This is a genomic window from Hyphomicrobium sp. 2TAF46 (assembly GCF_052114865.1).
GTDB lineage: Bacteria > Pseudomonadota > Alphaproteobacteria > Rhizobiales > Hyphomicrobiaceae > Hyphomicrobium_B.
This window is the reverse complement of record NZ_JBFRFO010000003.1, coordinates 79,792-100,963: the sequence shown is the minus strand read 5'-3', so window position 1 is coordinate 100,963 and position 21,172 is coordinate 79,792. Positions and strand designations below refer to the sequence as shown.

The 21,172-nt window shown below is 60.4% G+C and carries 17 protein-coding genes and 1 tRNA gene; 6 read left to right on the top strand and 12 right to left on the bottom strand.

Annotation, left to right across the window (positions count from 1 at the left end; all coding sequences use genetic code 11):
* The first annotated feature begins 184 nt into the window (after positions 1-184).
* Positions 185-1,480: a DUF2865 domain-containing protein gene (locus AB4Z24_RS07205; RefSeq protein ID WP_441706993.1), complete on the top strand. Its 1,296-nt coding sequence runs from the start codon at positions 185-187 to the stop codon at positions 1,478-1,480.
* Between the two features lie 43 nt (positions 1,481-1,523).
* Here the strand turns inward: AB4Z24_RS07205 and gltX are convergent, their stop codons facing one another.
* The 8 genes from gltX to rpiA form a co-directional block, all read right to left on the bottom strand.
* Positions 1,524-2,894, bottom strand: coding sequence for a glutamate--tRNA ligase (gene gltX / locus AB4Z24_RS07200; RefSeq protein WP_441706991.1), 1,371 nt, complete (start codon positions 2,892-2,894; stop codon positions 1,524-1,526).
* A 138-nt stretch (positions 2,895-3,032) separates the two neighbouring features.
* The gene (locus tag AB4Z24_RS07195; protein WP_441706989.1) at positions 3,033-4,787 is read right to left on the bottom strand and encodes an NAD+ synthase; all 1,755 of its coding nucleotides are present in this window, start codon (positions 4,785-4,787) and stop codon (positions 3,033-3,035) included.
* Between the two features lie 340 nt (positions 4,788-5,127).
* Complete coding sequence (locus tag AB4Z24_RS07190) at positions 5,128-5,652, bottom strand: hypothetical protein (RefSeq protein WP_441706987.1); 525 nt, start codon at positions 5,650-5,652, stop codon at positions 5,128-5,130.
* A gap of 137 nt (positions 5,653-5,789) precedes the next feature.
* The gene (locus AB4Z24_RS07185; RefSeq protein WP_441706985.1) at positions 5,790-7,193 is read right to left on the bottom strand and encodes a class II 3-deoxy-7-phosphoheptulonate synthase; all 1,404 of its coding nucleotides are present in this window, start codon (positions 7,191-7,193) and stop codon (positions 5,790-5,792) included.
* Between the two features lie 142 nt (positions 7,194-7,335).
* On the bottom strand, positions 7,336-8,091 hold the full coding sequence (locus tag AB4Z24_RS07180) for an SDR family NAD(P)-dependent oxidoreductase (RefSeq protein ID WP_441706981.1): 756 nt from the start codon (positions 8,089-8,091) through the stop codon (positions 7,336-7,338).
* Positions 8,092-8,171: 80 nt separating this feature from the next.
* The gene (gene gor, locus AB4Z24_RS07175) at positions 8,172-9,554 is read right to left on the bottom strand and encodes a glutathione-disulfide reductase (RefSeq protein ID WP_441706979.1); all 1,383 of its coding nucleotides are present in this window, start codon (positions 9,552-9,554) and stop codon (positions 8,172-8,174) included.
* Between the two features lie 31 nt (positions 9,555-9,585).
* Entirely contained in the window at positions 9,586-10,074 is a 489-nt protein-coding gene (locus tag AB4Z24_RS07170; RefSeq protein ID WP_441706977.1) for a DUF2059 domain-containing protein, read from the bottom strand.
* 1 nt (position 10,075) lies between these two features.
* Positions 10,076-10,798: a ribose-5-phosphate isomerase RpiA gene (rpiA, locus tag AB4Z24_RS07165; protein ID WP_441706976.1), complete on the bottom strand. Its 723-nt coding sequence runs from the start codon at positions 10,796-10,798 to the stop codon at positions 10,076-10,078.
* A gap of 157 nt (positions 10,799-10,955) precedes the next feature.
* Here rpiA and AB4Z24_RS07160 point away from each other — a divergent pair, with 157 nt between their 5' ends.
* A complete protein-coding gene (locus tag AB4Z24_RS07160; RefSeq protein WP_441706974.1) occupies positions 10,956-11,639 on the top strand; it encodes an HAD family hydrolase in 684 nt (227 codons plus the stop codon).
* On the opposite strand, the gene AB4Z24_RS07155 is transcribed toward AB4Z24_RS07160, so the two are convergent.
* Together AB4Z24_RS07155 and AB4Z24_RS07150 are read right to left on the bottom strand one after the other, a co-directional pair.
* The gene (locus AB4Z24_RS07155; protein ID WP_441706972.1) at positions 11,629-12,006 is read right to left on the bottom strand and encodes a DsrE family protein; all 378 of its coding nucleotides are present in this window, start codon (positions 12,004-12,006) and stop codon (positions 11,629-11,631) included. The two genes, AB4Z24_RS07160 and AB4Z24_RS07155, sit on opposite strands and share 11 nt — an antisense overlap.
* An 85-nt stretch (positions 12,007-12,091) precedes the next feature.
* Positions 12,092-14,404: an efflux RND transporter permease subunit gene (locus AB4Z24_RS07150; protein ID WP_441706970.1), complete on the bottom strand. Its 2,313-nt coding sequence runs from the start codon at positions 14,402-14,404 to the stop codon at positions 12,092-12,094.
* A 299-nt stretch (positions 14,405-14,703) separates the two neighbouring features.
* Here AB4Z24_RS07150 and AB4Z24_RS07145 point away from each other — a divergent pair, with 299 nt between their 5' ends.
* From AB4Z24_RS07145 to msrA, 4 genes are all read left to right on the top strand, one after another.
* The gene (locus AB4Z24_RS07145; RefSeq protein WP_441706968.1) at positions 14,704-15,234 is read left to right on the top strand and encodes a hypothetical protein; all 531 of its coding nucleotides are present in this window, start codon (positions 14,704-14,706) and stop codon (positions 15,232-15,234) included.
* 107 nt (positions 15,235-15,341) lie between these two features.
* A tRNA-Val gene (locus AB4Z24_RS07140) sits at positions 15,342-15,416 on the top strand.
* Between the two features lie 175 nt (positions 15,417-15,591).
* Complete coding sequence (locus AB4Z24_RS07135) at positions 15,592-16,140, top strand: BPSL1445 family SYLF domain-containing lipoprotein (RefSeq protein ID WP_441706966.1); 549 nt, start codon at positions 15,592-15,594, stop codon at positions 16,138-16,140.
* 171 nt (positions 16,141-16,311) lie between these two features.
* Complete coding sequence (gene msrA, locus AB4Z24_RS07130) at positions 16,312-17,055, top strand: peptide-methionine (S)-S-oxide reductase MsrA (protein ID WP_441706964.1); 744 nt, start codon at positions 16,312-16,314, stop codon at positions 17,053-17,055.
* 143 nt (positions 17,056-17,198) lie between these two features.
* On the opposite strand, the gene AB4Z24_RS07125 is transcribed toward msrA, so the two are convergent.
* Positions 17,199-18,377, bottom strand: coding sequence for a type III PLP-dependent enzyme (locus AB4Z24_RS07125; RefSeq protein ID WP_441706962.1), 1,179 nt, complete (start codon positions 18,375-18,377; stop codon positions 17,199-17,201).
* 270 nt (positions 18,378-18,647) lie between these two features.
* The gene (locus AB4Z24_RS07120) at positions 18,648-20,975 is read right to left on the bottom strand and encodes a DUF4384 domain-containing protein (RefSeq protein WP_441706960.1); all 2,328 of its coding nucleotides are present in this window, start codon (positions 20,973-20,975) and stop codon (positions 18,648-18,650) included.
* Positions 20,976-21,172: the final 197 nt, after the last annotated feature.

Here is a 21,172-nt window from a genome sequence, read left to right as displayed (position 1 = left end):
TTTGGCGCTTCTTCACTTCCACGTCAAGCGGGCCTCAAGTTTCTGAAACCCCTTGTAAAATGCTTCACGTCGCAATTGCTCCGCATTGACCCGCTAGCAAATCGCTGCTTAGGCTTCGGAAAGCACTGCTTCGGATGCCTTCATACGGAGCGCGAAAGTCGTCAAGGGGCGTCGGGGAACAGGCGTGAGCCAAGGGAAATCTTTCAATATCGCCGTCCGCCGGTTGCTGCTCGTGCTGGCAATGATGCTTGGCGCCCTGTTTTTGGCGACGGAAGTGGCTTCGGCGCAAAGCTGGTGGCCCTTCGGAGGCGGCGGGCACGATGAGGAAGACCGGGGAGGTGGACCGCCCGTCCCACAGGAGCCGGTCTACCGGCAGCCCGGCCCGGCGCAGGCCCCACCGCCATATCCGTCGCAAGCACCCTATCCCAGTCAAGCGCCGTATCCCGGGCAGTCGCAGTATCCGGGTACCCCGGCGGCACCGGCCTCGCCCGGCGCTCCTGGGGCGTCTGGAGTTCCAGGAGCTCCTGCCCAACCGGCATCGAACTGGTCCGCGAAGAACCCAATCTGCTATCAGCTCGAGCAACGGCTGGTGCAGGAAGGCCAAAAGAACGGCCAATCTCAGAACGATCTGCCGCGACTTGAGAATGACATCCGGCAACTCGAACGGGTCGTCGACCAAAACAATTCGCAGCTCGACCGCGGCTGCTACGAATATTTCCTGTTCACGAAGTCGCTGAAGAACACCCCGCAGTGTAAAGACTTGGCGCGGCAGCTCGACGCTTCGAAACGGCGGCTCGCCGATCTCGATGCGCGGCGCCGCGATATTCTGGGTTCGGCGGGACGCTCCTATCAGGACGACATCATCCGCGAGCTTGCGCGCAACAACTGCGGCGCTAACTACGTCGACATGGCGCGCCGGAGCAGCGGCGGTGGCGGCGGCATGTGGGAAGACGAGGAATCGAGTGGCGGTAACGTGTGGAACCCGCAGGCGGCCAACGGCGCGCAGACCTACCGGACACTGTGCGTCCGTCTTTGCGACGGCTTCTATTTCCCGGTAAGCTTCTCGACGCTGCCGAGCCATTTCTCGCAGGATGCCGACGCGTGTACGTCGAAATGCGCGGCGCCGACCGAGTTGTATTACTATCCAAATCCGGGCGGCACGGTCGAGCAATCCGTCGCGCTCAGATCGCAAGAACCGTACACGCGGTTGAAGTTCGCATTTCGCTACCGGAAGGAATACGTGAACGGCTGCTCGTGCAAGGTTGCCGAATACGTGCCACCGCCGGACGGCACGCAGCCGGACAAGAAGGCCGAGGGGACCACCCCCGGAGCGCAGGTGCCGGGGCGCCGTGCGGATAGCGGCGGTTCAACCACAATCACTACGGGTTCGACCGCTCAGCGCTCGGCGGCGCCGATGACTGGCGCGGCTCAGCCGGCGAGTTCAGCCGGCGGCTGGCAGACTGAGGCTCAGCCACAGTAGCGGTCCGTCGCTAAGCTCGGCCGAGGCCTTTCCCGGCCGCGTGTCAGGCACGTTTGCCCTCAAGGCGGGCGAGGACGCGGTCGCGGCCCATCAATGGCAAAAGCGTCTTGAGTTCGGGACCGGCTTCGCGGCCGGTGAGCGCGAGGCGGAGCGGATGGAACAGCGCGCGGCCCTTAGCGCCGGTCTTGGCTTTCACCGCGTTCGTCCATTCCGACCAGGTGCTCTCGCTCCAGGGGGCTGCCGGCAAGGCCTCCGTGGCGGCGACGGTCAATTTCGAATCCTCGATGATGGGGTCGATGTCGCCCGCGACGACGTCCCACCAGATGCGCGCGTCCGCGAAGATCTCGAGGTTGCCGCGCACGGCGTTCCAGAACTCCTCGCGGCCTTCGATGCCGAGTGCGCGTAGCTGCTCGGCGACGCTCACGTAATCGAGCGTGTGGAGTAGTTTGCCATTCAGCACTTTCAGTTCTGCAACGTCGAAACGCCCCGGCGCTGTCGAAATCTTCGAGAAGTCCAGTTTCGCCGCAAGTTCGTCGCGTGAATGCAGCGGCTCTATCGCATCCGACGTACCGACGAGTGCGGCATGGCAGAGCACTGCCATCGGCTCCAGGCCTTCGTCGCGGAAGCTTTGGATGGAGAGCGCGCCGAGGCGTTTCGACAGAGCCTGCCCGTCGGCACCAACCAGCAGCGAGTGATGGCCGAACGCCGGTGGCGTTCCTCCCGCCGCTTCGAAGATCGCAAGCTGGACGCCGGTATTCGTGACGTGATCCTCGCCGCGCACGATGTGCGTGATGGCGAAGTCGATGTCATCGACGACGCTGGTGAACGTGTAGAGGAACGTGCCATCGCCGCGGATCAGCACGGGATCGGACAGGGAGCCGAGATCGACAGTCTGATCGCCGCGGATCAGATCGTTCCACGTGACGAGGGTTGGCTCAGGTGCGAGCCCGCGTCCTGCCGCTGTGTTCGGCAGGCGAAAGCGCCAATGAGGCGTCTGACCGGCCGCGAGCTTCGCGTCGATTTCTTCCTGCGTGAGTTTCAGCGCGGCACGGTCGTAGATGGGCGGACGATGCATCGCGAGCTGGCGTTTGCGCCGGCGGTCCAGCTCTTCCTCGGTTTCGAAGCAAGGATAGAGCGCGCCTGAGGCTTTAAGCGCGTCAGCGGCTTCTACGTAGCGCGCGGTCCTATCCTGCTGGCGAGCAAAATCGTTCCAAGTCAGGCCGAGCCACGTCAGGTCATCGCGGATTGCGTCGGCGAATTCCTGGGTGGAGCGCGCGGTGTCGGTGTCATCGAGGCGAAGCAGGAAGCTGCCGCCGTGCTTTCGGGCAAAAAGCCAATTCAGCGCCGCGGTCCGGATATTGCCGATGTGGAGCCGCCCTGTTGGGCTCGGTGCGAAACGGACGCGGGGTGTCATGTCTGGCCTTTGAGAGATTCAGGTGCCGCACCCTACTTCGTGCCGGATCAAACGCAAGAAGTGCTGGTCTTCCGTCATCCTCGAACGGGTGAGCATCGCGAGGCCGTTCGGGGATCCAGCGCAAGAAGTGCCGGAGGCTCAATATTGCGTCTTCGACGGGTCTAACGCTGGATCCCCAACCTTCGACACGCCCTCCGGCGTGCTCTGTCGAGGATGACGAGTCAGCGCCGCGACGTTCTCGCGGAACCTGTTGGTGATGGGATAGCGGCGATCTCGGCCGAAGTTGCGTGCCGAAATCTTGACGCCCGGCGCTGCCTGACGGCGTTTGTACTCGGCGAGGTAGAGCAGCCGTTCGACCTTCTGTACCGTTTCGACGGCATGGCCGCGGGCGATTACGTCCGAGACCGGCATTTCCCTCTCGACGAGACATTTCAAAATGTCATCGAGCGCTTCATAGGGTGGCAGCGAGTCCTGGTCCGTCTGGTTGGCGCGAAGCTCCGCCGTCGGCGCTTTCGTCAGAATGCGCTCGGGAATTACGGGGCCAGATGGACCCAGCGCACCTTCAGGCACATTCGCGTTGCGCCAGCGCGCGAGTTCATAGACCTCGGTCTTGTAGAGATCCTTGATAGGATTGAAGCCGCCGTTCATATCGCCGTAGAGCGTGGCGTAGCCGACGGACATTTCGCTCTTGTTGCCGGTGGTGACGACCATGCCGCCGTACTTGTTCGACACCGCCATCAGAATCGTGCCTCGCACGCGGCTCTGCATGTTCTCCTCGGTGATGTCGGCGTTGGTGCCGGCGAAGAGGTCCTTGAGGCTCCAGGTCAGTCCGGCAACGGTCGGCTCGATCGAAACCTTGTCGTAGCGGATGCCGAGAGCTTTCGCGCAAGCGGCGGCATCCTGCAGACTTTCGTCGGACGTGAACTTCGACGGCAGCATGATGGCGTGGACGCGCGAGGGTCCCAATGCATCGACCGCTATGGCCGCGACGAGTGCTGAATCAATACCGCCGGAAAGACCGAGGACGACACCTGGAAAATTGTTCTTGTCGACGTAGTCCTTGAGCCCGAGCACGCAGGCCTGATAGGCGGACGCCGGACCCTCGGTAAGTTTTGCAACCTCACCCTTCTCGCACCGCCATCCGGCGGCGGATTTCGTCCATTCCGTCAAGACGATCGCTTCGCGCCATGCTGGCAGTTGCACAGCGAGGCTATGGTCGGCGTTGAGCACGAAAGATGCGCCGTCGAATACCAGTTCGTCCTGGCCGCCGACCTGATTGAGGTAGGCGAGCGGCAGACCGCTTTCGGTTACGCGCGCGACGGCAACGTTCATGCGGTTGTCGGGCTTCGGCCAATCGAACGGCGAGCCGTTTGGCGAAATCAGAATTTCGGCGCCGGTCTCTGCGAGCGTCTCGACGACTTCCGAGCCCCAGATATCTTCGCAGATCGGCACGCCGACCCGCACGCCACGCACGTTTAGCGGCCCAGGCATCGGACCGGCGGCGAACACCCGCTTCTCGTCGAAGACACCGTAGTTCGGGAGATCGACTTTCAGCGTCGTTGCCTGAATTCGTCCGCCATCAAGCAGAACAACGGCGTTGTAGACCTTCCCCTCCTCATTCCAGATCGCGCCGATGAGCATCGCGGGGCCATCGGCGCAGGTCTTGGCCAGCCATTCGAGCCGCTCGCGCGTCGCCTGCAGGAAGGCGGGTTTCAGCACGAGGTCTTCGGGCGGGTAGCCATTGAGGAAAAGCTCGGAGAACACGACGGCGTCCGCGCCGAGTTCCTTGGCGCGGGCATGGGCAGCGGCTGCAAGCTCGGCGTTGCCATTCAAATCCCCGACGACGGGATTGAGCTGCACGAGGGCGATCTTGAGTGAGAGAGGTGCGGTCATTCCCGCTATTTAGAGCGCACCGCTATCGAGGTCCAGGACCACCGCGTCCAGGCCGGGACCTATCTCGCTCAATCGTTATCGTCGTCGCAGGGGACCGGGAATTCAACGTCGGGGTCCCAGCAGATTTCGCTGGCATGTACGCGGGAATTGACCGGGACGGTCAGTGCGTATTTCGACACGACGGACATTCCCACAAGGCAAGCCAGGACCAGGAAAAGATGTAATCGCATGGCTGCAACCATCCGGTAAAACCGAAATGGCGGCCCGCAACCGCAGGCCACCATTCAGTATACTCACAAAATCTGTCGGTAGACTATCGCGCTTTCGATAGCGGACTGGATTAATGTCCGAGCATTGCGCGTTGCGCGTATCTTTCTGCACTTTTCGAAAGCGCCGTAAATGTATTTGGGACCGCTCGAATTACCTGGACGAGGGCATCATTTATCGAACTGATGAGTTCCAAATCGTGTGCTTCCGAAAGGCTATGAGCATTTCGTCGACATGTATTTGAAATGTCGTGACGTATATCCTGCAATTTGCACAAAAGTTCATCACGCTTGGCGATTGAATGCGGTTCAGAACCAGAGACGTCATTCCATTTCTTGTACGTAATTTCATATTCGCGAAGCACCTCATGAAGCTTGGGCCCCCAAAATGAGCCTTTGGGTTCTGCAGAGGCTGCACTCACCAGAGCGCTTAAAAGCTCGCGCACACGACAAATTTCCTCATCTATACCTGACCTCTCAAGGCGTTTCAGGTCAAGCTGAAGATTTACAAGGATGTCCGACCGGAAAAAATTGATTGCATATCCCGGCGTGCCCCTGCTCAGACCAGTTTTTGGCCTCGTCCTTAAATTTTTGCCCATAGAACCCTCGCATCAATAAAAAGAACAGTATCGATTAATATTATCAAAAGAGCGATTAGTCGCGCAACTAGAGCAAAAACGGGACGTATAAAAAAAGCCCGGTGACTAGCACCGGGCTTCTCACTTATGGTTCCAAATTAAGCAATCAGCGTTTTCGGCTCCGGCCGGCCTTCGGCATCGCGCTCTTTCTTCAACTGTTCAGCAACGAGGAAAGCCAGCTCCAGCGCCTGGTCGGCGTTGAGGCGGGGATCGCAATGCGTATGGTAGCGGTCCGATAGATCCTGCTCGGAAATTGCGGTGGCGCCGCCCGTACACTCGGTGACGTTCTGACCGGTCATCTCGACGTGGATGCCGCCCGCGTGCGTTCCCTCGGCGCGATGCACCTCGAAGAACGACAGGCTTTCTTTCAAGATGCGATCGAAGGGGCGCGTCTTGTAGCCGTTGACGGCGGAGATCGTGTTGCCGTGCATCGGGTCGCAAGACCAGACGACGGAACGGCCGGCCTTCTTCACCGCGCGGACGAGCTTCGGCAGGTGCGCCTCGACTTTGTCGAAGCCGAACCGGCAGATGAGCGTCAGGCGGCCGGGCTCGTCCTTCGGATTGAGAAGGTCGATCAGGCGCAACAGTCCGTCGGCGTCGAGCGAAGGCCCGCACTTCAAGCCAATCGGATTCTTGATGCCGCGGCAGTACTCGATATGGGCATGATCCGGCTGGCGCGTTCGGTCTCCGATCCAGATCATATGGCCGCTCGTCGCGTACCAGTCGCCGCTGGTGGAATCCTTGCGCGTCAAAGCCTGCTCGTAGCCCAGAAGCAGCGCTTCGTGGCTGGTGTAGAAGCTCGTCGTGCGCAGTTGGGACGTATTATCCGACGTGATCCCACAGGCGCGCATGAACTGCAGCGTCTCGGCAATACGATCGGCGATCTCCTGATAGCGGTGACCCTGCGGGCTATCTTTCACGAAACCCATGTTCCACTGGTGCACGCGCTCGAGGTCGGCATAGCCGCCCGTTGCGAAGGCGCGGATCAGGTTCAGCGTCGCCGCCGATTGGCGATAGGCTTCGAGCTGACGGACGGGATCTGGAATGCGTGCTTCCGGCGTGAACTCAGGGCCGTTGATGATGTCGCCGCGGTAGCTCGGCAGCTCCTTGCCGTCCTTTTTCTCGGTCGGCGAAGACCGCGGCTTTGCGAATTGCCCGGCGATGCGGCCAACCTTCGTGACGGGTTCGCCGCCGGCGTACGTCAGCACGACCGCCATCTGCAGGAAGACGCGGAAGAAATCGCGGATGTTGTCGGCGCGGTGCTCGGCAAAGCTTTCGGCGCAGTCGCCGCCCTGGAGCAAAAAGCCCGTGCCTCCGGCAATGCCGGCAAGCTGCTTCTTCAGCTCACGCGCTTCACCGGCAAATACGAGCGGCGGGAACGTCGCGAGCTTCGCTTCGGCATCGGCCAGGGCCTTGGCATCGGGATAATCCGGCACCTGCAGGATCGGCTTGCTGCGCCAGGTGTCCGGTGACCATTTTTCGACTTGGGCGTTCGACGCCATAGTAAGGTAAACTCCTGAAGAGCACATACGGGCCGCAATGCCCAAAGGCAGCGCCTTTTATGGCTCTGTGGCATATTATCTCGGGGCTTATAGGAGATATCGGCAGGCAATGCCAGCGCCTCAAGCCCCTGCTTTTACCCGCTTAGAGACCAGCAGACATGCCGCCATCGACGGCGAGTTCCGAGCCTGTGCAATATATGCTGTCGTCGGAGGCAAAAAAGACCGCCGCTCCCGTCATGTCCTCGGGCGTGCCGAGGCGGCCCATCGGCGTCTTGTCGATCAGTGCCTTCTTGACGGGCGGCAACTTCAACAGCCGGTCCGTGATGCCCGTTTCGACGTAACCGGGCGCAATGGAATTCACCCGAACGTTGAACGGGGCGTATTCGATGGCGAGGCCTTTGGTCAGCGCCGTAATCGCGCCCTTGGTCGCCGTATAGGCCGCGAGCGGACGAAGGCCGCGGTTTGCCATGATCGACGAGATATTGATGATCGATGGCGACTCCGATTTCCGGAGCAGCGGTAGTGCATCGCGCGACAGCCTTAGAATGGCATCGAGGTTAACTTCGCGCAGCTTCGCCCAGTCGGCATCGGAAAGCTGGCGGATTTCGCCGCGAACGAGAATACCGGCGTTGTTGACGAGAACATCCACGTTTCCGTGCGCCTTCTCGACGTTGCGCAGGAGGGCGGTGAGATCTTGCCCTTTCGAGACATCGACCACCATCGCCGTTGCGGCGCCGCCGTTGGCTTTGATTTTTTGAACCGTCTGTTCGGCGGTCTCACCGTTGATGTCAGTGACCCAGACATGCGCGCCTTCGAGGGCGAACCGCGCGGCGATGGCTTGCCCGATGCCGCCGCCAGAACCCGTTACGATTGCGATCTTGCCGCTGAGCCGCGTCATTTGTTCCCTCCTGCCGTCAGTCGTGCCGCGACTCTCGCCGAGACGTGGGCGCGAACCCATACGGCGGAGCTTTTCGGCGATCAACCGGCGGCTTCGCCAGGGGCCAGCCATTTCTCACGAAGCGTGACCAGTTCCTCTGCGGCGGATGGATGCAAGGCCATCGTCTGGTCGAAGTCCGACTTGCATGCACGCATACGGACGGCGATTGCAGCCATCTGAATGATTTCGGCTGCGTCAGGCCCCAAAACGTGGACGCCGACGACGCGGTCGCTGGCGCCTTCGACAATAATCTTCATGAGCATTTTCTCGTTGCGACCGGCCAAAATCGCCTTCATCGGCCGAAAGCTGCCCTTGTAAATATGGACGTCCTCGTACTGAGCACGTGCTTCCTGCTCGGTGAAACCGACGGTGCCGATCTCGGGTGTCGAGAAGACGGCTGTCGGGATGGTCGTGTAGTCGACGATCCACGGCCTTTTGCCGAATAACGTATCGGCGAACGCGTGACCTTCGCGGATGGCGACCGGAGTGAGGTTTACGCGGTTGGTGACGTCGCCAACGGCATAGATCGAGGGCACGGTGGTTTGCGAGGCGTTATCGACGACGATGGCGCCTTCGGCATCGATGTGAACGCCGAGAGCTTCAAGACCGAGGTTTTTCGTATTCGGCGAGCGTCCGATAGCAAACATGATCTGATCGGCTTCGAGCGTTTCACCGCTGCTGATCGTGCCGGCGAGACCTGATGCCCGCTTCTCGATCTTCGTGAATTTCTGGCCGGTGATGATGCGGATACCGCGCGCCGTCATCGCGGCTGCTAGCCCGTCGCGCAGATCTTCATCAAAGCCACGGAGAAATTTATCGCCGCGATAGATGAGCGTCACGTCAGCGCCGAGTCCATTGAAGATCGAGGCAAACTCGATGGCAATATACCCGCCGCCCGCGATGACGATGCAGCGCGGAAACTCCTTCAGGTCGAACACTTCATTCGACGTGATGACATTCTCGATACCGGGAAGAGCAGGATCGACGTTGGGGCGGCCGCCGGTCGCCACCAAAATCGTCTTCGCAGTGATTTTCCGTCCGGAATTCGCGAGCCGCACCTCATTCGGAGAGAGCAGCGTTGCGCGCTCGGGGAAAACCTCAACCTTGTATTTGTCGAGGGTGGCGCGATAGGCCGCTTCGAGGCGCGAAATTTCCTTGTTCTTCGCGGCGACGAGCGACGTCCAGTCGAACGTCTCGCCGCTCACGGACCAGCCGAACCCCCTGGCATCGGCAAAATCGTCAGCGAAACGGCTGGCGTATACGAGCAACTTTTTCGGAACGCAGCCGCGGATGACGCAAGTGCCGCCTACCCTGTACTCTTCGGCAATGGCAACCTTGGCGCCGTGGCTGGCCGCGATGCGGGCAGCTCTGACGCCACCGGAGCCAGCGCCGATGACGAAGAGGTCAAAATCGAAAACTGTCATTGCGCGGTCTGACGAAATTATTTGCTGAGACCTATTTCTGCCCGGGTGAAGTTTCCTGGGCCTTCATCTCGTCAGCTATTTTGCTTGAATATTTCATACCGATCTCGGCGCCCTTCTTCATTAGCTCCGGCGTTTTAGATACGAATTTGGCACCGGGGCCTGAGCGATAAAAATCGGCGACCGCTTTCATTTCCTCAGCCGTGAAGGTCTCGGCATAGAGATTGGCGAAATCGGCGATCATCTGGTCCTGATATCCGAGCAGCTTTTTCATGGTTTGATCGAACTGCTCGGAAAGCTTCTTGCCGGCTTCCGACGAATTGGCGTTGGCGCCTTGAGCGAACCCGCGCGTCATCGCCTGAACCATGCCCTCCATCTGTTTCGTTACGCCGGTTACTTGGAGAAGATCACGCGCGGCGGCGACACGCGCCGGATCCGGTTGCGATGGCGGCACATCTTCAGCGAGTGCCATTCCGGAGAAACAAAGAATGCTCAGAGCAATCATCCGCAGGGCGTAACCCATATCAATCGTCCTCTTCGAAATCAGTTTCAATTCCGGATAGCACTTCAACGCCTTTTGGCCCTGCAATGATCCCAACGTCTGCAATTCCTAAAAACAGCCCCGTATCGACGAGGCCGGGCACGAGTTTCAGGGAGTCATCCAGAGCTTCGGGATCTTCAATCGTACCGAAGGAACAATCGAGGATATAATTGCCGTTGTCCGTTACAAATGGCTTGCCGTCTGTACCTTTGCGAAGCCTAACCTCGCCTTCGCATCCCGTATCGGCCGCGAGCTTGATGATGAGTTGCTCGGTCGCGGCTAATCCGAATGGCACGACCTCGAGCGGCAGGGGAAAACGACCAAGCGTTTCGACGAGCTTGGAGTTATCGGCGATGATGACAACGCGATCGGACGCGACGGCGACGATCTTTTCCCTCAGCAGGGCTCCGCCGCCGCCCTTGATGAGCCGCAACTCTTCATCAATTTCGTCCGCTCCATCGACGGTCAAATCGAGGGACGGCGTTTCGTCGAGGGTCGTCAGCGGAATACCCAGTGCCGCCGCCTGGGCGCGCGTCGCTTCGGAGGTCGGGACGCAGACGACCTTGAGACCGGCTTTGACCTTGGCGCCGAGAAGCTCGACGAATTTGGCAGCGGTCGAGCCGGTGCCAAGGCCGAGCTTCATTCCGTCTTCGACGTACGTCAGCGCCTGTTCGGCGGCTTGTCGCTTCCAATCGTCATTGCTCATCACGGCCTCAAGCTTTGCAAAATCAGCGCCCTCCGCGCGGGACCTCTCTAGGCTGCGGATGCGGCTCTTTCAAGCCAGCCACCCTAGCAGGTCCTCGTGACGCCGTGACATCGCCGGCGGGGATGAATACGCTACCTTGAAAATGCGAGGAGAATTCATGCAGGGCTGGACCATCGTCTTCGACCTTGACGGTACGCTTGTGGATACCGCACCGGATCTCGCCGAAGCGACGAATCACGTTCTTTCGACGCTCGGACTCGACCGCGTCAGCGAGCTCGAAATCCGGCCGTTCGTCGGGCACGGGGCACTGGCAATGATCGATGGGGCCGTGAAGGCGCACGGGCGGAAGCTATCCGAGCGGGAATTGCACGACCTCTTTGAGGTCTTCATTGTCTATTATACGGCCCATCTTGCGGACTATAGCGTTCCCTATCCGCACGTCATTGCGGCACTCGATGGGCTGAAGGCCGAGGGCGCGACACTTGCGGTGTGCACGAACAAAATGGAATTGCAAGCGCGCGCCGTTCTCGAAGCGATGAAGCTCGATCATTATTTTTCTGCGGTCACCGGGCGTGACAGCCTCGGCGCCTATAAGCCCGATCCGCTGCATCTGACCGGCACAATCGCACGGGCCGGGGGCGCCCCGCAGACGAGCATCATGGTCGGCGACAGCGAAACCGACATCAAGACGGCGAAGGCTGCGCGCGTGCCCATCGTGGCCGTCAGCTTCGGTTATAGTGTGGATCCCGTCGCCTCGTTCGGTCCGGATGCCATCATCGACGACTATCGCCAACTGCCGGGGGCGCTCGAGAAGTTTTTCGGGACTGCCGTCAGTACGTGAGAACCCGGCAATCGCCCGACATGATTTCTTCGATGAAATGCGCGGCGCCGATAACGCCACTGCATTCGGGAATCAGGTCTTCCTTCCGCAAGTGACAGACATCGAGCCCCGGCGAGAAGCAGAAGAACCTCACCCCCGCGGCGTGTCCTTCCTTGATGAAATCGTAGACCGAGCGCTTTTCGTCCGGCTTCAGATGAATGCTTGCCGCGGCTCCGTTTCGCAGCAATTTCGCAGCGGTGCCAGTGCAGACGACTTCAACGTGATAGTTCATTCCGGCGGCGACGGAGGCCTGGAAGAGCGGCGCGCTCAGGGCCTCGCCGCTCAGCGGATCTGTGCTTGCCAGGATGATCACGAGTTTCTGCGGCATCGCTGCCTCTCGTTGCCGATGACGACGCACGAACACTACGCCCTTGGCGCGGGCTGCCGCAACCTCCGCGGGCGCAATCCTCCGTTCAGACGTCGTGACCGCTGATATAGCGGCGATAAACGAGGATCGTTGCCGGGAGGAAAACCAAATCGGCAATGAGCGACGCCAGCAGTGTCACACCGCACACGAGGCCGAAGAGCCGAAGCGACGGCAGTTGCGAAAAGACGGTCACGCCCAGTCCAAAGGCGAGCACGATCGTCGTCAAGATGATGGCGGGGCCGACAAGCACGCGGGCGCGGCGGATTGCAAGCTCCGGCGCGACGCCCGGCTTTTCCTCGAGCCGCAGGCGATTGAGGAAGTGGATGAGCGCGTCGACGCCCAATCCGAACACCACGATCAGCGCCACGACGGATGAGAATTCGAGCCCTCCGCCGAGATACCAGAGCATCGCGCCGGACGTGACGACCGGGAACAGGCCGGGAAGCAGGCTGATGAAGCCGACAAAGACTGAGCGGAAGGCAAGCGCCAGCAGCACGGCGGCGACGAGCACGCACAGCGGGATGCTTTCATCGAGCTGCGAGATCATGCGGTAGCTGTTGCGCGCGGCGAGCGCCGGCAGTCCCGTCACCGAGATTTCGTAGTCCGGATAGGCTTGGCGGACCGGATCAAGTGCTTGATCGACCTTATGGACGAGCGGCAGAATCTGGCTGGCGTCGACATCGGGCAAGCGGCCCGTCACAAGGACCGCATCCTGCTCCTTCGCAATGAAGCGGCGGACGAGATGGTCAGGCAGCAAATTGACGTACTTCTTGACCGTCTCGACGTTGTCGTCGCCGTTCTCGCGCAGCCAACGCCTGAGACTTTCGAGCGACCAGACATTGCCGAGGCCGGCGGCCTTTTCGAGCGCCAGATGCGTCTGCTCGATGACTTTGAGCGTTGCGGGATCGTAGAGGCTGGCGCCGTTTTTCCAGCGGATCATGACGTGGAAGGGATTGGCGCCTGTGAGCTTGGTGTCGATGCGGCCGGTCGCTGCGAGCGCCTGCTCCCGGTCCGGAACCTGATCGGCGAGACGATAGCGCGGCTCGAGTTGCAGATGAAGTGACGCAAAATAAGCGAAGAGCCCGATTCCGATGATCGTGTAGATGACCGAATGCTTGATGACACGGTCAACGATGGCGCCGACGAAGTTGCCCAGTGCATCCATCATGCCGTCGGCGGGGGTGTGGTCGCGCGCCAAAGACTTTTCGTTGCGGATCAGCAAAAGCGCCAGGATCGGCAGCACGACGATCACGGCAACGAATGAGATGCAGACCGCCATCGCGCCGGCCTCGCCGAACGTGCGAATGAGGCCCGATTCGGAGAACAGAAGCGCCAGAAACGACAGAAGCGTCGCTCCGTGAGCGAGCACACAAGCTGGGCCGACGACGTTCACCGCAAACCTCACGGCCTGAAGCTTGCTGTCGCCCTCGCGGAGACGGATGCGAATGGCCGACACCATCTGCATGCTGTCGGCGAAGCCCATCACCATGATGAGAGGCGTCATCACGTTGAGGAAGAGGTTGAGCTTGAAATGAAGCCAGCCAAGCAGACCCAGTGACCAGCAGACCGCAATGACGGGAGGCAACGCGGCGACCAGCATCAGCGACACGCGGCGGAAGAACAGCGCGGCGATGGCGGCGCCGAAAAACAGGCCGAGGCCATTGTAAACGAGCTGGTCGCGTTCGACGGCGTTGCGGATTTCGAGTTGCATAACCGGAGCGCCAGCGAGCTTCACCGTGAGGCCGGCTGGTTCCAGGTCTTCCTTCGCGGTGCGTTCGATGTCGCCAATGACGGCCTTCGCCGATTTCTCGGCGACGACCTCACGGTTGAGCGAGAGCACGATCAGCGCAAGCTGGCCGTCTTCCGACAGGAACTTGCCCTTGACGATGTCGTTGCTTTTCAGCGCTTCAAGGATCTGATCGAAGGCCGGGCCTCCGGGAAGTTCGTCGGGCACGATGGGTGGCGCATATCCCGTGGCGTCGGGCTTGCCACGCGCCGAGAGCATCGAGACGATCCCATTGACGCCATCGGCGAGCTGGAGATCTGCGGCTGCCCCGGCGAAGGCCTTCAGGCCGTCGTGCGTCAGAAGGTTCTTGCCTTCAACGACGACCAGCACATCGTATTCGCTCGACGGGAAGCGGCGGTCGATCTCTTCGTAGGTTTTGAACTCGGGCGTATTGGTGCGGAAGAGTTCGGAGAGGCTGTCGTCCACCTTGAGGTGGGTCAGCCCCATGACCGCGGCGGCGGTGAGAAGCACGACGAGGATTGCCGAAACGATCGGCGCTTTGATTCCGATCAGGCCGAGCTTGTTCAGGCCCAACGAGATCAGATGCGGGCGTTGCGGCTCCGTTGGATTCAAACCGTCCTCCCCAACGACTTCGATCTAAGAAGCCGCCCAGGCGCCCCCTGCAATCGTTCGTGTTTGCCGGGAGACATCGCATTTTGCCGGGGTTGGGTGCAAGGACTACATCGCATGCAATCCAAGCTTATATATGCGGGCTTCAAGGAGCGCACCGGGTCGCCGACAACTTTGGCTAGAGATAGGCATGCGCCCCGATGCCATCCACCACGATACGCAGAGTTCGCTTGCGTCACGTTACCGGCCTGTGGAACAGCCTCGTTTGCGATCGTCACCTGCCTCTGGATCGAGGTTCTTCGATGCTTAAAAACTCGCCGTTTCCGCTAATCGCCGTCGCGCTTTTGGCCGTGGTTGCCATGATATTTTCCAGCGCGCCAAACGCTTTCGCGGCAAAAAAGATGATCGTCGGGCCCGTGGCGTTCGAGGTACCGGACGATTTCAAGGCGGCCGCTGGCGATTCGCCGTCCATTCATCAGGATGCTTCGGGCATAACCGTGGTGGTGGGAGAGCTGCCGCCGCAAGCGTTGCACGAATTCAAAGGCCAGGCCTTTCTCGAGTTCCTAGGCAGCCGAGGCTACGCGAATCCCGCTTACGCCGAAGGTGCGCTGAAGCGAGGCGACGCCTACACGTACGTACTAGCGGACGCCAAAGGTCCCCGGGGGCCTGAGTCGCGGTTTCTTCTCGTCCTCGGGGGCGAAGGCCGGGCGGCAATCGTCACCGCCTATGCACCGAAGAGCGAATTCGAGAATGGACACGCAAGCCGCGCGGCTGTCGAGGCGATCCTCTCGAGCGCGGCAGTGGTCCCAGCCGGGGCCGGCAAAAAGCCCTAAGGGTCCAAACATCCCTCAATCCGGTCGCATTCAAATCGGACCAAGCGCGGCGATGAGGGCAGCTTGACAGGCCAACCCGCCGCCTCGCATATGGGCCCTCCCAACACGGGCGGTTAGCTCAGCGGTAGAGCACACGCTTCACACGCGTGGGGTCATAGGTTCAATCCCTATACCGCCCACCATCATGCTTAACGACGCTTGCAATGATCCAAAGGCCGCTTAATCAGGGCTGCAGTCGGCTGGCGCACGTGATTCATTTACGACTGAGCTCTATTTATCCCGATTTTGCCGCTTTCCGCGCGAATTCGGCCATGAAGCGCCGTCAATAAGTCATTCGGGGAACTGAGGGAGTACACGATGTCCATCAAGGGAATAAGCGTAGCGTTGTTCGCGCTGTGCGCGATTGTCATGTCGGCGCATGAAAGCCGCGCCGCATCGGCGCACGAGATCGATGCAAGCGTGCATGAAACGCTCGATCGGTTTTTCTACCAGGTTGGAGGCGCACGCGAACTTGCGAACAAGTCTGTCGGCATGCTCGTCTTTCCGTCCGTCGTGAAAGCCGGGTTCGGCGTCGGCGGCGAATATGGAGAAGGCGCGCTTCTCGTGCGCGGCCGCAACGCCGGATATTACAATACAGTCTCGGCCTCGTTTGGATTTCAGTTGGGTGTGCAAGCGCGGTCCGTCATCATCGCGTTCATGACGCCCGAGGCGCTCGAGCAGTTTCGGCGTACGGCCGGCTGGAAGGTCGGCGTTGACGGCTCCGTTGCAATCATCACGGTCGGCGTCGGCGGCTCGATCGACACCAACAAGATCACAAGCCCTGTGGTCGGATTTATCCTCGATCCCAAGGGCCTGATGTACAATCTGACGCTCGAGGGATCGAAGATCTCGCGGATTTCGAAGTAGTCCATTGCGGCAATGGCTGGGCTGTTCCGTTGTGATCAGCCCGGCGGCCGCGAAGTCCGCTTTTCCAAGCGGCAAGGCCGGTAACGAAGCCTTGGATACAAACGTACTCGTCGCTACGTACTCAACGGAATGAGTACCGCATCAGTGCAGCGCCACTGCGGAGCGACGGTTATGTCATTGAACAGCAAATCATTTTGGAAAGCCGATCGATGGTTTTACTGGTTTACCGCGACGGCTGCGATCCTTGGTATCTTCATGGCTTTCAATGGATCGCGGCTCATCGCGGAGGAAGGCGTATCCCTTCCCTCACCCGCCCTGGATGAGCAGGCGGCACTGGAAACGGGGTCAGAGACGGCAGTCTTGGCGGGCGGCTGCTTTTGGGGCGTTCAAGGCGTCTTCCAACACGTCAAAGGCGTCCAAAGCGCAACCTCGGGTTATACCGGCGGCAAGCAACAAGATGCGCACTACAACGTCGTCGGCACGGGCGCGACGGGCCATGCCGAGTCGGTGCAAATAAAGTTCGATCCGAAGACGGTCAGCTACGGGAAGCTTTTGCAAATTTACTTCTCGGTTGCGCACGATCCGACATTGCTCAACCGCCAGGGACCGGACTCGGGCACGCAATACCGCTCAACCATTTTCCCGCAGACGGCGGAACAGGCCAAAATCGCGGAAGCGTATATCGCTCAGCTCGACGGGGCTCATGTCTTCCCGGCAGCGATTGCGACAACCGTGGAACCCCGCCGCACGTTCTATCCGGCCGAGGACTATCACCAGAATTTTCTGACGCTCAATCCGGCGTATCCCTATATCGCCATCAACGACATGCCGAAGATCGCGAACCTAAGTAAGCGCTTTCCGGAAAACTACCGGGCGGACCCGGTTCTGGTCGCGGTTGCCAAGCCGTCGAATTGAAGCCGTAGGCAGCTATTCGCTCAGCTTCGTCATGCCGACGGAGGTCGGCATCAAGACAGCTTTCAACAATCACTATTTGATGTTTGTCTGGATCCCGGCCTGCGCCGGGATGACGTTGTGGGAAATGCTTCGACGTCGTCTGCTCAGGCGTTGCGGGCGATGGGTTCGAGATCCTCGGTATAGATCGAATACATCGGCTCATCCTGCAGGATAACGTCGGTGTATTCGCCGTAACCGTTGAAGCGCGTCGCCATGGCGCGCGCATAGGCTCCGAGGTTGCCGATCTCGATATAGTCGCCTTCTCGAACCGAAGCGGGCAGCATGAAGGGTCCCTTCATGCGATCGATCGAGTCGCAGGTCGGCCCCCAGAACTCGAACGGTTCGAGCGGCTCGTTCGGATCGAGGTCTGGACGGATCAGCCGTACAGGGAAAATGAAGCCCAAATGGGCGCTGTCGAAGAGCGCGCCATAGGAACCATCATTGATATAGAGCTGATTGCCGGGCTTCCTGAGATCGACCTTCACGATCAAGCTCTCGGCCTCGGCGACAAGCGCCCTGCCCGGTTCGCAGATCAGACGGCAGTGCTCGGTCACCGGCATCTTCGCCATCGAAGATTTGATGACCTCCATGAAGTCGGAGAGGCGCGCGGGGACACTGTCGGTGTAGCGCGACGGGAATCCGCCGCCGATGTCGATTGCGTCGACGACCACGCCGGCCTTCACGATGTGCTTCTTCACTTCCTCGAAGGCCATTGCGTAGGCGTCCGGGGTCACCGTCTGCGAGCCGACGTGGAACGTGATGCCGAGTTCGTCGGCGACTTGGCGCGCCTTGATGAGGAGGCGCTGCGCCCGCTGGCCCGTGATCCCGAATTTATGTTCGAGTGGAACGCGGCTGTTCTTGGCCGGCACCGAGATACGGACGAACAACTCGAGGTCTTTCGCGCCGTCGGTTTCCTCGACGATTTTCTGCAGCTCGTCCTCGCTGTCGAGGGCGAAGCACTTGATGTCGTAGTCGAAATAGGCGCGGCGGATGGCATAGCGCGATTTGACCGGATGCATAAAGTGGAGGCGCACGCCGGGTATCGTCGCGGCGTCCTCGAGTTCCGCCACGGAGGCCACATCGAACTGCGTGATGCCCGCACCGTAAAGCGCGCCAAGCAGAAAGACTGAGCTGTTCGCCTTGTAGGCATATGCCACTTCGCCGGGGAAATTGTTGATGAACCAGCGGGCGGCACGACCGGCCGCATGAGGACGCGCGGCGAAGACCGGCAAATCCGGCTTCATTTCCGTCACCATTTCGAGGGCGGTGGCAAACTTCTCCATCGCGAAAGAACCTCCTAAGGAAGAACTATCCGGTTTCGCTCGCGGCAGCCGAGCTATGTCGGCTCTGGATGATATATTGAAGGGGTGCATTTAGGTATCTCGGCCCCCGCTGTAAAGCCTTTCCGAACCCAAACGCTCGCAATGGTTGCCGGATTCTCTCAGCAAAGCGAGTACCTGTTGAGAATGACGCACCGAGCGGTACCTTTCGGCACCTGTTGCGATGACAGTTTGATGAAAAGAGGGGCTGGTTCGCACGCTGCGTTCGCCGCACTAGCTCCGGCCAAGAACGAGAATCGCACGTCCATCGCGGAGAGATTTCTCGCTGGCCACATCCGGACGCGGCGCGGGGATGCGTTCGCCCCGATCTTGCTGACGGCGGATGGCGCCCGTTCGCGCGATGCGGGCGCGTTCCGCCTTTTCGGGGCTCGTTCGCATTTCCCAATCGGTGACGAGCGTGTCCTGGAGGAAATTCTCCCAATTGCCGAGAACGGTGAACCGCTGGCGTTCGAAATCGTGCTCGATGCCGACGGGTGGCGCCGCGCGCGTCGAGCAGCGGCCGAGGATCGTCTCGCTGCCCTCTGCTTTGTAACGCAACTGAAATGGCGCATCGGTCGGGGGAATGCTGATGGCCTCGCCTGGGTTGATCAGGTTGTCGGGCTGAAAATCGCTCGGAAAGAGAACCGTGGCGATGCCCGCTGAATCGACGCTGATCACGGTCAGATAGCAGGCGTTATCGGCCTCGGCCTTGACCGTCACGAGATCGCCCGGCACCGGCCGCGGCTTGTCGATCCACATCGTCAGTCCGATCGCGGATTTGACCTCGCGCAGAAAGCCTGCCGACGCGGTGGTTTGGCTCGGCGTGTCCATTCCCTTCAAAAGCGCAAAGAGATGCTCGAGTTCCTGGCGCGACAGGACACCGTGCAAGAGGCGACGCGATAGCGGCGCGGCAGCGCCTTTCGCGTCGGCCAGCTCCTTCAGGAATTCGGGGCGCTCAAGGCCCGTCTCGCCCAGCGCAATCTCGAAGTCGGCGCCTTCGCGATAGCGTCGTGCCAATCCCGAGACGATTTCGTCGCCGTGCACGCGCATGTCGAGGTCGACTCCGGCAGTTTTTGCCGCCGCGCGATAACGATCCCATCCGCCGAGCATCAGCAGCGCGTTCTCGCTATCTGTGCCGAAGAGCGGCAGCACGGCGCGGCGGTCGGGCGACATGGGGCCTGCGGAAATATCGAGCGGCCCGGCAGCGCGGAAATCATCCTTCGCCTGGACCAATCCTTCCGTATGACAGGCGAAGCAATTGATGCCGGCTTTCGTCGCGGGCTCAACGGCGTTGGCTTCGATACCGGCATAAGGCTTCTCGATGCCGGGCAACGCGCGGTCGATGCGATTGCCGGCGGCATCGAATAGCGCAAATGCATAAAACCCGTTCGGAAGCGCGAAGAGCGCGCGGATCTGATCCGGCCGGAATGGCGACTTCGCCGTCGTCGCCGATTTCGGTCCTTGCGGATGTTCGAAGACATTTTGTTCGCCGTTGCTGGTTGCGAAGTCGTAGGCGAGCCAGAGTCCGGCGTGCTTCCCGGGATGTCTTTCGATCAAACGATTGCCGCGCGTAATGGCGCTTTCGCGAACTGCGAGGCGCCGTACGGAGCCGGCCCGAATGTTCGCATCGAGATCGGTTCCATTCATTTTCGCAAGCTCGGAGAGCTTCGCGGGAAGCCCGAGTAACGCGTAATAGAGTGGTGTGTCTCCGGCTGTTGCGGCAAGCCAATCGCCGTTGACGACGACAACGTTGCTGCCCGCAGTCTTCACGACGTCGGGCGCTATCGTGTGAATGAGTGCGGGTGGGTAGGCTTTTTCAATCAGCTTCCAGCGCGCCTCATCCCAGCCGAAATCGGCGAGACGAAACGACAGAAGCGTACCGGGCTCGTTGAGCGGCGTCAGCTTTACCGGCTCGGGTGCCCAGGAGAGGCTGTTCATCAGTTTGTCGAGCGCTTTTCGATAGGCGGTCAATTCGCCTGGCGTCGCACATGAGTTGTAGAGATGGGCGAGCGAGATAAAACGAACGTCTTTGCCTTGGTCGCGCTCGAGGTGCTGCGCCTCGCGCATCAACTTATCGAACTCGGCCGGGCGCACGGGCTGGCGCGACGGGCAGCTCTGCACTGCTTGAGGCAGATCCTTCAGCCAACGGCGGATGGCCTGGATATCGTCGGGCTGCGGCTCGGGCTTGGCGTCGGGCCCGGTAAATACGTCGAGCGGTGCGTGACGCGTTTCGAATACGTCATAGAGGCGTGAGGCGTCGGGAAGGCCTGGTTTCACCAGAACCGGATCGCGCGCCAGCTCATCGACGCCCAAGATGTTTGCGAGGTCGCCGGAAGCGAGCGGCCGTTCAAGCTTTCCCGTCTGATGACAACTGGCACAATAGGTTTCGAGGACCGTATATGCCTTCGCTGCACGCGGCTCGTCGGGACGCGATGGAAGCGGTGCGGACGCGTTGCTTCCCGGCTTAGCGATCGCCTGCGCGATGACGCGCGTGCTTGGAAGCGCGAATCCAATCGGAATCACGGCCAGACACGCGGAAATGATCAGGTATCTCGACCGCACCTGTTGGAGCCCCGCCCCGTTTCTTTTTCTTATTCGCCGCTCCTAACGCTGAGGCGCGGCACCATCGTGGCGGCGCATCGAAAGCGGTGCCGTTAACACAGATGAAGAATTCGTTAAATTGCTCGACTACCAGTTAGGCATTCCGGGAGTTCAAAATCGACCGCTAAGCAAAGTTCGGTTACAAGAACCTTACTTCA